10 protein-coding genes are annotated in these 10,501 nt (G+C 66.7%); 1 reads left to right on the top strand and 9 read right to left on the bottom strand.

The genetic code is table 11. The features are described 5' to 3' along the window. Positions 1-212: 212 nt before the first annotated feature. The 9 genes from NA11_RS28990 to NA11_RS28950 form a co-directional block, all read right to left on the bottom strand. Positions 213-617, bottom strand: coding sequence for a metal-sulfur cluster assembly factor (locus tag NA11_RS28990; protein WP_069165196.1), 405 nt, complete (start codon positions 615-617; stop codon positions 213-215). Next, positions 614-1,096: a Fe-S cluster assembly sulfur transfer protein SufU gene (sufU, locus tag NA11_RS28985; RefSeq protein WP_069165195.1), complete on the bottom strand. Its 483-nt coding sequence runs from the start codon at positions 1,094-1,096 to the stop codon at positions 614-616. Before sufU ends, NA11_RS28990 begins: the two co-directional genes overlap by 4 nt. 3 nt (positions 1,097-1,099) lie before the next feature. Further along, positions 1,100-2,353, bottom strand: a complete 1,254-nt coding sequence (locus NA11_RS28980; protein ID WP_069165194.1) for a cysteine desulfurase — start codon at positions 2,351-2,353, stop codon at positions 1,100-1,102. Between the two features lies 1 nt (position 2,354). Continuing rightward, positions 2,355-3,131, bottom strand: a complete 777-nt coding sequence (gene sufC / locus NA11_RS28975) for a Fe-S cluster assembly ATPase SufC (RefSeq protein ID WP_069165193.1) — start codon at positions 3,129-3,131, stop codon at positions 2,355-2,357. Positions 3,132-3,168: 37 nt separating this feature from the next. Continuing rightward, positions 3,169-4,377: a Fe-S cluster assembly protein SufD gene (gene sufD, locus NA11_RS28970; RefSeq protein ID WP_069165192.1), complete on the bottom strand. Its 1,209-nt coding sequence runs from the start codon at positions 4,375-4,377 to the stop codon at positions 3,169-3,171. Then, the gene (gene sufB, locus NA11_RS28965; protein WP_069165191.1) at positions 4,377-5,813 is read right to left on the bottom strand and encodes a Fe-S cluster assembly protein SufB; all 1,437 of its coding nucleotides are present in this window, start codon (positions 5,811-5,813) and stop codon (positions 4,377-4,379) included. The genes sufD and sufB overlap by 1 nt, the downstream gene beginning before the upstream one ends. After that, a complete protein-coding gene (locus NA11_RS28960; protein ID WP_084655157.1) occupies positions 5,810-6,610 on the bottom strand; it encodes a helix-turn-helix transcriptional regulator in 801 nt (266 codons plus the stop codon). Before NA11_RS28960 ends, sufB begins: the two co-directional genes overlap by 4 nt. A 202-nt stretch (positions 6,611-6,812) precedes the next feature. Continuing rightward, on the bottom strand, positions 6,813-7,832 hold the full coding sequence (locus NA11_RS28955) for a zinc-dependent alcohol dehydrogenase (RefSeq protein ID WP_069165190.1): 1,020 nt from the start codon (positions 7,830-7,832) through the stop codon (positions 6,813-6,815). A 31-nt stretch (positions 7,833-7,863) separates the two neighbouring features. Continuing rightward, complete coding sequence (locus NA11_RS28950) at positions 7,864-8,625, bottom strand: TetR/AcrR family transcriptional regulator (RefSeq protein WP_069165189.1); 762 nt, start codon at positions 8,623-8,625, stop codon at positions 7,864-7,866. Positions 8,626-8,729: 104 nt separating this feature from the next. On the opposite strand from NA11_RS28950, the gene mptB reads away from it, so the two are divergent. Continuing rightward, positions 8,730-10,406, top strand: coding sequence for a polyprenol phosphomannose-dependent alpha 1,6 mannosyltransferase MptB (gene mptB / locus NA11_RS28945; protein ID WP_069165206.1), 1,677 nt, complete (start codon positions 8,730-8,732; stop codon positions 10,404-10,406). The last annotated feature ends 95 nt before the right edge of the window (positions 10,407-10,501 follow it).

The raw sequence follows: 10,501 nt of genomic DNA, 5'->3' as shown, positions 1-10,501 counted from the left end.
GGTCCCGTTTCGAGAGCTTTCGAGAAACAGAATTCCTCAGCTCAACGGTCTCCTGTGAGTGCGGCATCTCGGGGTTTGCACCGGATTAGCGTGGTTGCTTCGCCTGCCGTACCCGGCTGACCTCCGCAGTCAGTCACGCGGCGTCTTGTCCCAGCCGGGTCATCTGGCTGTGGTCCCGTTTCGAGAGCTTTGAGTCAGAGACCTCGAAGTCTTTATACGGTGAAGCCCAGGGCTCGGAGTTGTTCGCGGCCGTCCTCGGTGATCTTGTCTGGGCCCCAGGGGGGCATCCAGACCCAGTTGATTTTGAGGTCTTCTACCAGGCCGCTGCGGACCAGGGCGTTGCGGGACTGGTCTTCGATGACGTCGGTGAGGGGGCAGGCGGCGGACGTCAGGGTCATGTCGAGGATGGCGACCTCGTCTTGGACGGCGAGGCCGTAGACCAGGCCGAGGTCGACCACGTTGATGCCGAGTTCGGGGTCGACGACGTCACGCATCGCCTCCTCGAGGTCCTCGAGGCGCTTGATCTCCTCCTCGGTCAGCTCGACCGACGCGGCGCCGTCGACGGAGGCCGCGGCATCGATCTGCTCGGCGGTCTCGGTGGCCGGTGTTTCAGTCATGACTGCTTCTCCCCGTTTCCCATGGGACGCTTTGCTTCCTCCGCTGCGGTTACCCGCAGTACCGCGTCCTTGAACGCGAGCCAGCCGAGCAACGCGCATTTGACCCGAGCAGGGTACTTCGAGACGCCGGCGAGCGCGATGCCGTCGCCGATCATCTCTTCGTCGCCTTCGATGGTGCCGCGGCTGGAGACCATCTCACTGTACGAGTCGACCACCTTCAGCGCCTGCTGCACGGGCAGGCCGATCACCTGGTCGGTGAGGATGGAGGTGGCGGCCTGGCTGATCGAGCAGCCCTGCCCGTCGTAGGAGACGTCGGCGACATCACCGTTGTCGTCGAGCTGGACGCGCAGGGTCACCTCGTCACCGCAGGTCGGGTTCACGTGGTGCACTTCGGCACCGAACGGCTCCCGCAGCCCGCGGTGATGCGGGTGCTTGTAGTGGTCCAGGATCACTTCCTGGTACATCTGCTCCATGCGCATGTTCTATGCAACTCCGAAGAAGCTCTGAGCCTTCCGCACCGCGGCAACCAGTGCGTCGACCTCGTCGAGCGTGTTGTAGGCGGCGAAGGAGGCACGCACGGCGGCGGGGACACCAAGCCGACGCAGCAGCGGCCACGCGCAGAAATGTCCGACTCGGACCGCGACACCCTCGTCATCGAGGATCTGGCCGACATCGTGTGCGTGGATACCGTCCACCACGAACGACACGGCACCGCCGCGGTCGATGTTCTCCGTCGGGCCGACGATCCGCACGCCGTCGATGGCGCCGAGTCCGGCGAGCGCCGCGGACACCAACGAATGCTCGTGCGCCGCAACAACGTCCATGTCCAAAGCTTCGAGATACCGCACGGCAGCGCCCAATCCGACGACCTGTGAGGTCATCGGCACGCCTGCCTCGAACCGCTGCGGCGGCGGCGCGTAGGTGCTGCCCTCCATGGTCACGGTCTCGATCATCGAGCCGCCGGTGATGAACGGCGGGGTCTCCTCGAGCAGCGCGCGGCGCCCGTACAGCACGCCGACACCGGACGGACCGAACATCTTGTGCCCGGAGAACGCGGCGAAGTCCACGCCGAGGGCACGGAAGTCGACCGACATGTGCGGCACCGACTGGCAGGCGTCGAGCACCGTCAGCGCACCGACAGCCTTTGCGCGACGCACCAATTCGGCGACATCGGTGATCGCACCGGTCACGTTGGACTGGTGGGTGAACGCGACAACCTTGGTGGCAGGCGACAATTCGAGCGAGTCGAGGTCGATGCGGCCGTCGTCGGTGACGCCGTACCACGTCAACGTCGCACCGGTCCGGCGCGCAAGCTCCTGCCACGGAACGAGATTCGCGTGATGCTCGATCTCGGTGATCACGATCTCGTCGCCGGGACCGACGTGGTACGGGAACCGGTCGTCGGCGAACGAGTAGGTCACCAGGTTCAGCGATTCGGTCGCGTTCTTGGTGAACACGATCTCCCCGGCGTCGACACCGACGAACCGGCCGATGTCGGCGCGGGCGGCCTCGTAGGCGTCGGTCGCCTCCTCGGCCAGCTGATGCGCGCCTCGGTGCACCGCCGCATTGCTCTCGGTCAGGAACCGACGTTCCGCGTCGAGCACGGCGAGCGGCCGCTGCGAAGTCGCGCCGGAGTCCAGGTACACCAACGGTTTCCCGTCCCGAACCGTGCGGCTCAGGATCGGGAAGTCGGCCCGCACGCGGGCCACGTCGAGTGTGTGGACGGTGGCGGTCATATCACGCTCCCGCGGTAGCTGTCTGAGTGAAACGGACGTAGCCGTTGGCGTCGAGTTCGTCGGCCAGCTCCGAGCCGCCCTCGGCGACGATGCGACCGCCGACGAAAACGTGCACGAATTCCGGCTGGATGTAGCGCAGGATCCGGGTGTAGTGCGTAATCAGCAGCACGCCACCGTTTTCGCGCTCCTTGTAGCGGTTCACACCCTCGGAGACGATGCGCAGCGCGTCGACGTCGAGGCCCGAGTCGGTCTCGTCCAGGATCGCGATCTTCGGCTTCAGCAGGCCGAGCTGCAGGATCTCGTGCCGCTTCTTCTCGCCACCGGAGAAGCCTTCGTTGACGTTGCGCTCGGCGAAGGCAGGGTCGATCTCCAGCTCGGCCATCGACTCCTTGACTTCCTTGACCCAGTGCCGCAGCTTGGGCGCCTCACCGCGCACGGCGGTGGCGGCGGTACGCAGGAAGTTCGACGTGGAAACGCCGGGCACCTCGACCGGGTACTGCATGGCGAGGAACAGGCCTGCCCGCGCGCGCTCGTCGACGGACATCGCGAGGACGTCCTCGCCGTCGAGGGTGATCGAGCCGGAGGTCACCGTGTACTTGGGGTGGCCTGCGATCGCGTACGACAGCGTCGACTTGCCGGAGCCGTTGGGACCCATGATGGCGTGCGTCTCACCGGAATTGATGGTGAGGTTAACGCCCTTCAGGATCTTGATGGGCTCACCGGACTCGTCCGGGTTGGCAACCTCGACGTGCAGGTCCTTGATTTCCAGGGTGGTCATCGAATTCGAGTTCCTTTGTGGGGGTGTACGTTCGGGTTCAGACGCCGATAGCGGCGAGTTCGGCTTCGATGGCCGACTCGAGCCGCTCCCGGATCTCGGGTACCGCGATCTTCTGGATGATCTCCTGGAAGAAGCCGCGCACGACCAGGCGTCGCGCCACCTCTTCCGGAATGCCACGAGCGCGCAGGTAGAACAGCTGCTCGTCGTCGAAACGTCCGGTCGCCGAGGCGTGTCCGGCACCGGCGATCTCGCCGGTCTCGATCTCCAGGTTCGGCACCGAGTCGGCGCGGGCGCCGTCGGTGAGCACCAGGTTGCGGTTCACCTCGAAGGTGTCGGTGCCTTCGGCGGCCGCGCGGATCAGCACATCGCCGACCCACACCGTCCGTGCATCGCCCTTCGGCGACTTCGGATCTCCTTGCAGCGCACCCTTGTACAACACGTTCGACTTGCAGTTCGGCTGCGAGTGGTCGACGAGCAGACGCTGCTCGAAATGCTGACCGGCATCGGCGAAGTAGAGGCCGAGCAGTTCCGCGTCGCCACCGGGGCCCGCGTAGCGCACGGTTCCGGTGAGCCGAACCAGCTCACCGCCGAGCGTGACGGCAATGTGCCGCAGCGTGGCGTCGCGGCCGAGCAGCGCGTGGTGCGCGGTGGCGTTCACGGCGTCGTCGGCCCAGTCCTGGACGGCGACGACAGTGAGCTTCGCACTGTCACCGAGCACGAATTCCACGTTCTCGGCGTAGGTTCCGCTGCCGCGCTGATCGATCACCACGGTGGCGGTGGCGAAGTTGCCGAGCCGAATCTGCAAGTGGCCGTAGGCCGTTTTGCCTTCACCAGGGCCGGTGACGGTGACGACGACCGGTTCGGCGACCTCGGTCTCCTTGCCGACCGACACCACGGTGGCCTGTTCGAAGCCCGAGTACGCCTGCGCCGCAACCCGATCCGCGGGCGTGCCCGCGGCACCGAGTCGCGCGTCGTCGCGACCGACGGTCTCCACCTGGACACCGTCGACCTGACTGATCTCGACCGTCGCCTGCCCGTCACGCACGGCCGTGCCGTCGTGCAGCCCACGCAACCGGCGCAGCGGGGTGAACCGCCACTCCTCGTCGCGACCGGACGGAATCTCGAAGGCGTTCACATCGAACGAAGTAAAGACCTCGCCCTTGTTGATCGCGGCTCCGGCGCCCGGGTTCTGAATCGGCTTCGAAGGGTTCTCGCCTTCGACCGCGCCAATGACACCTGTCGCCATCAGCCGACGGCTCCTTCCATCTGCAGCTCGATGAGCCGGTTCAGTTCCAACGCGTATTCCATCGGCAGTTCCTTGGCGATGGGCTCGACGAAGCCGCGCACCACCATCGCCATCGCTTCGTCCTCGGTCATGCCGCGGCTCATCAGGTAGAACAGCTGATCCTCGGAGACCTTCGAGACGGTCGCCTCGTGGCCCATCGTCACGTCGTCCTCGCGGATGTCGACGTACGGGTAGGTGTCCGAGCGGCTGACCGTATCGACAAGCAGCGCATCGCATTTCACCGTCGACTTGGATCCGTACGCGCCCTTGTTCACCTGGACGAGGCCACGGTAGGAGGCCCGGCCGCCGCCGCGCGCCACCGACTTGCTGATGATGTTCGACGAGGTGTGCGGCGCCAGGTGCAGCATTTTGGCGCCGGTGTCCTGGTGCTGGCCCTCGCCGGCGAACGCCACCGAGAGCACCTCACCGCGGGCGTACTCGCCGGTCATCCAGACCGCCGGGTACTTCATGGTGACCTTGGAGCCGATGTTGCCGTCGACCCACTCCATGGTCGCGCCCGCCTCGGCCTTGGCCCGCTTGGTGACCAGGTTGTAGACGTTGTTCGACCAGTTCTGGATCGTGGTGTAGCGGCAGCGGCCGCCCTTCTTCACGATGATCTCGACGACCGCGGAGTGCAGCGAGTCCGACTTGTAGATCGGCGCGGTGCAGCCCTCGACGTAGTGCACGTAGGCGTTCTCGTCGACGATGATCAGCGTCCGCTCGAACTGGCCCATGTTCTCGGTGTTGATCCGGAAGTAGGCCTGCAGCGGGATGTCGACGTGCACGCCGGGCGGCACGTAGATGAACGAGCCACCCGACCACACCGCGGTGTTCAGCGCGGAGAACTTGTTGTCTCCTGCCGGGATCACCGAGCCGAAGTACTCCTGGAAGATCTCCGGGTGCTCCTTCAACGCCGTGTCGGTGTCGAGGAAGATGACGCCCTGCTTCTCCAGGTCCTCACGGATCGAGTGGTAGACGACCTCGGACTCGTACTGCGCGGCGACACCGGAGACCAGGCGCTGCTTCTCCGCTTCCGGGATGCCGAGCTTGTCGTAGGTGTTCTTGATGTCCTCGGGCAGGTCGTCCCACGTGGCGGCCTGCTTCTCGCTGGAACGCACGAAGTACTTGATGTTGTCGAAGTCGATGCCGTCGAGGTTGGAGCCCCAGTTCGGCATGGGCTTGCGGTCGAAGATGCGCAGCGCCTTCAGCCGGATGTCGAGCATCCAGTCGGGTTCGCTCTTCTTGGCCGAGATATCGCGAACAACCGCCTCGGACAGGCCTCGTTGCGCACTCGCTCCGGCCACGTCCGAATCGGCCCAGCCGTAACCGTATTTGCCCAGGGACGCGATGGTCTCTTCCTGGGTGAGCGGTTGCACCTGGTCGGTGGTTGTCGTCATTCGGCACTCCTTCCGGAGTCGTTCGTTCGTACCGCGGCGGGCTGTGCCGCGGTTTGTGGTGAAGTTTTGGTAATCGGCAGTACGAGCAGCGGCACGTGCGTCGTGCACGCGCAATCGCCGTTGGCGATCGTGGCCAGCCGCTGCACGTGGGTGCCGAGCAGGTCACGGAACGCCTCGAGTTCTGCCTGGCACAACTGCGGGAATTCCTCCGCGACGTGCGCGACCGGGCAGTGGTGCTGGCAGATCTGCACGCCTGCTCCCACCTTGCGGGTGGAGGCGGCGAAACCGGCTTCGGTGAACGCCTCCGCGATCTCCTCGGCCTTGGCCTCGGTCTGCTGCGGGGTGTGTTCCTCGACCGGAACGATCCCGGCCACGATAGTCCTGGCCCGTCTGCGCGCGAACTCGGCGATGGCTTGTTCGCCGCCGATCTCGCCGAGCTGGCGGATCGCCGCACCGGCCAGGTCGTCGTAGGCGTGGCCGAGTTGGCCGCGGCCCGCGGCCGTGAGCTGGTATTGCTTGGCCGGACGCCCGCGACCCTTCTGCTGCCACGGCGCGGACCTGCTCGCCCTGGCTTGGCCGGAATCGATGAGCGCATCGAGGTGGCGCCGCACCCCGGCGGGCGCGAGGCCGAGCGTGGTTCCGATAGCGGTCGCGGTGATCGGGCCTTCCTCCAGCAGCAGCTGGACGATGGCCGCGCGGGTGTGCCCTTCGGCGACCGTGCCCTGGGCAGCGGACGACGCGGCACTGGTCCGGCGACCAGCTCCCTCATCGTTGTTCCGCAAACCCACGGTTTTCACAACATCAGTGTGGCTTAATTCGTTCCCGAAATCTAATAAGGGCGCCCTGACTTCAGACCGCTCGTGACCTGCATAGACCCCTGATCGCGGGTCGCCCGTCGCGAAATCCGAGGTGCCGCACGGTGATGCGGAAATTGTCCGGTGCGTTTCGCACCGAGTGCGTTACGTCACATGTGGTCGTCCGACGGCCTTCGCCGGGCGCTCAGCGGGTGACGACGAGCTTGATCGGCGTCTCCAGCAGCGCGTCGACGGCCTCGTCCCAGGTTGCTGTGCGCGTGGTGACCAGCGACGGATCGAAGCGGCCCTCGGCAACCAGATCCAGCACGAGGGGGATCGCGGGACGGGCGTGCGCACGACCGGTGTGGAACGTGCAGCAGCGCGTGTACATGTCGAAGATCGGCAGCGGCACCTCGCCGAGCTGGACGCTGACGCTGGTGGCAACGCCGTCGTAGCCGGTGGCGTCGATCGCGGCACGCAAAGCCGTTGCGCCACCGGCGGATTCGACGGTGATCGGGAAGCGGCCGACGCGAGTGTCCCGTGCTCCCTCGATCGCTTCGGCGCCGAGGGACCTGGCGATGTCCAGCCGCTCGACGGAGTCGTCGAGGTAGACCACCCTGGCTGCGCCGAGCGCGACGGCAAGTCCTGCCGCGTACAGCCCGATCGACGGCGCCGCCGGGCCGCCGATCACCAGCACCTCGGCGCCGGGGTTGTCGGCGAGCTGCGGACCGACGGCGCGATACCCGTCGGGGATGTTGTCGCTGGCACTGGCGACGACGGCCGGGTCGACACCGGCGGGCAGCGGCACCAGCATGGCGTCGGCGTGCGGGATCAGCACGAGATCGGCCCAGAGCCCGCCCCAGTCGAGCCCACCGAGCTGACCGAGGCCGAAGGTGGAAAGCCGAGGGTGGCTCGTGCAGTTGCCGGTGCGGCCGCGCAGGCAGGAACGGCAAGTGCCGCAAGAGATTTGGAACGGGACAACGACGCGATCACCGACCGCGACGGTGCGCACGTCGGCGCCGACCGCGACGACTTCGGCGACGCCCTCGTGCCCGAACGGATACGGGCCTGGCAGCGGGAACTGGCCGCGCAGGACCGCAGGATCGATATCGCAGGTTGCCACGGCGATCGGGCGGACCAGCGCCTGATTCGGCCCGGTCAGTTGGGGTTCTGGGTGTTCTTCCCAGCGCATTTCGCCGGGACCGGTCAACATCAGACGCTGCATGATCCGATTCTCAGTAGAACGGTCTTTCCAGTCAAGAGTTCACGCGTGGATCGCGTTGGCCGAGCACCACATCCGGAATATTTCCGGCGGCTCCCTCCGCGGCAGCCGCGATCACCCGCGCCTCGACGTCGGCCGATTCGACATCCGGCATGCCCGTATCGACATCCGACGAGCCGGTGCCCGAAGGCCCGCCCTCCCCGGCGACAACCGGGACCTGCGCCTGACTCGCCGCGGCGAACGTCACCCTGATCAGCCGCTCCATCGCCCGAGCCACCGTGCGCAGCGGCTCCTCGGAGCGCCGCACCCTGGCCAACAGGGTCGCGCCCTCGTACGCGGCGACCACCGTCGTCGCCAACTCCCCCGCCTCCTGCCCGGACAACCCCAACTCGGCGAGCAACCCGCCGAACGCCTGCTCCATCGCGTCGAACGCCGAGCCGCACGCCGCCCGGACCGCCTCGACATCGCTGCCGCCGTCCAGACCGGGGGTGCCGATCGGGCAGCCGTCGGCCCATTCCGAGTGCGCGAGCTTGGCGACCATGAACTCGAAGAGAGTGTTCGTCGTCGCGAACACATCCGTCGGCGCCTGCCGGATCATCCGCCCGCACAGCACGCCGGTTCCGGTGATCGCCGCGACCGCGATCTCCTCCTTGCCGCCCGGAAAGTGGTGGTAGATCGACCCGTACGGCAAACCGGCGGCCTCGCTCAGCGCCTTCAAACCGAATCCGTGATACCCGTGCCGCGCGAGCAATTCGCACGCGGCGACCTCGATCCGTCGCCTGGACTCCGAAACCATGTGTTGATTGTGCCCCCGTCAATGGCGCTGCCGATCGGAACGAGCAGGCCCGTAGACAGGCTGTGGGCGGACTCGCGCGGGCGATGCCGATTACGCTTCGTCTCGTGGCGGTACTGGAAGGCGCGCGGCGCACAACACTGGCATTCGGGCGCCGGGCACTCGGTTTGGACGTGCCTGCTGCCGATCACACGATCGCCGTGTTGCACAGAGACGAATCCGAGGTGCCGGGTCTCGACCGCAAGGAGCTGGCCCAACTCCACTGGATTCGCCTGATGGGCGCCACCGGGACGGTGCTGATGGCGATCAGCGCGCTCGGCATCGGCGCGCAGCCGGTGCACCAGAATCCGACCTCCGGCGTCCGGGTGCTCGGCATCTTCGCGCGGGCACACACCGGGTCGCTCGCCATGTGCATGGTCGGCACCGTCATCGTCGTGCTGGCCTGGCTGTTGCTCGGCCGCTTCACCATCGGCCGGATCGGTGGCTCGCCACTGCACCGGCTCACCCGATCCCAGCTCGATCGCACGCTGCTGCTCTGGATCATCCCGCTCAGCGTCGCGCCGCCGCTGTTCAGCAACGACGTGTATTCCTATCTGGCACAAAGCGAAATCGCGGCGCGCGGGATCGACCCGTACCAAGAGGGGCCGGTCGACGGGCTCGGCATCGACAATGTGCTGACCAACAACGTGCCGACCATCTGGCAGAAGACGCCGGCGCCGTACGGTCCGCTGTTCCTCTGGATCGGCCGCGGCATCGCCGAACTCACCGGCGACAACATCGTTCTCGGCATCTGGGTGCACCGATTGCTCGCGCTGGCCGGCGTCGCGCTGATCGTCTGGGCGCTGCCGCGCCTTTCGGTGCGCTGCGGCGTCGCGCCGGTCACCGCGCTGTGGCTCGGCGCGGCGAATCCGCTGGTGCTCTTCCATCTGATCGGCGGCGTGCACAACGACGCGCTGATGCTCGGGCTGATGCTGGCAGGCCTGGAGTTCTGCCTGCGGGCCATCGAGGACACCCATCCGTTCGACGGACGCGCCTACGCCTGGATGTTCGGCGGCGCCGTCGTCATCACGCTCGGCTGTCTGGTCAAGGCCACCGCGATCATCGCACTAGGTTTCGTCGGCATGGCGTTGGCACGGCGTTGGGGCTTGTCCCTGCGCAACGTCGCCATCTCCGCTGCCATGCTCGGCGGGATCGCCTTGGTCACCATACTTTTCGTCAGTTCGGCGAGTGGCCTCGGCTTCGGCTGGCTCTTCACCATCAACACGGCCAATGCGGTGCGCAGCTGGTTGTCGCTGCCGACGGTGATCGGCATCATCACCGGGTTCGGCGGGGTGCTGCTCGGGCTCGGTGATCACACCACCGCGCTGCTCTTCATCACGCGCCCGATCGCGGCGGTCGCCGCGGGATTCGTGACGCTGCGGATGTTGATGGCAACCAGCATGGGACGGTTGCATCCGGTCGGCGCGCTCGGCGTCGCGTTCGGTGCGATCGTCTTGTTCTTCCCGGTGGTGCAGCCCTGGTATCTGCTCTGGGCGATCGTTCCTTTGGCCGCATGGGCGACCCAACCGGTGTTCCGTATCCCCGCAATCAGTTTCTCGGCGGTCGTCAGCCTCGTGGTGATGCCGCGCGGGGCCGAGTTCGAGGTGTTCCAGATCGTCGGTGCCGCGGTCGCGACCGTCATCGTGACGGTGCTGTTCATCGTGCTCACCAGGAACGTGCTGCCGTGGCGGGCGCCGCGAGTGCAGCCAACCGGCCAGGTCGTTGCGCACGGGGCAGCGGCCTGATGGTTTCCGCCGGCCTGTGTCGGCTCAGTCCCCGCCAACGGGACAGGGCTGGGGTGTCGTCCCGGTCACATGGGGCAACCGCTTACGGTATTGCT

Source organism: Nocardia altamirensis NBRC 108246, assembly GCF_001612685.1.
In the GTDB taxonomy this organism is placed as follows: Bacteria; Actinomycetota; Actinomycetes; order Mycobacteriales; family Mycobacteriaceae; genus Nocardia; species Nocardia altamirensis.
Note: the sequence above shows the minus strand (reverse complement) of the source record. Positions and strands in the feature narration are given on the sequence as shown.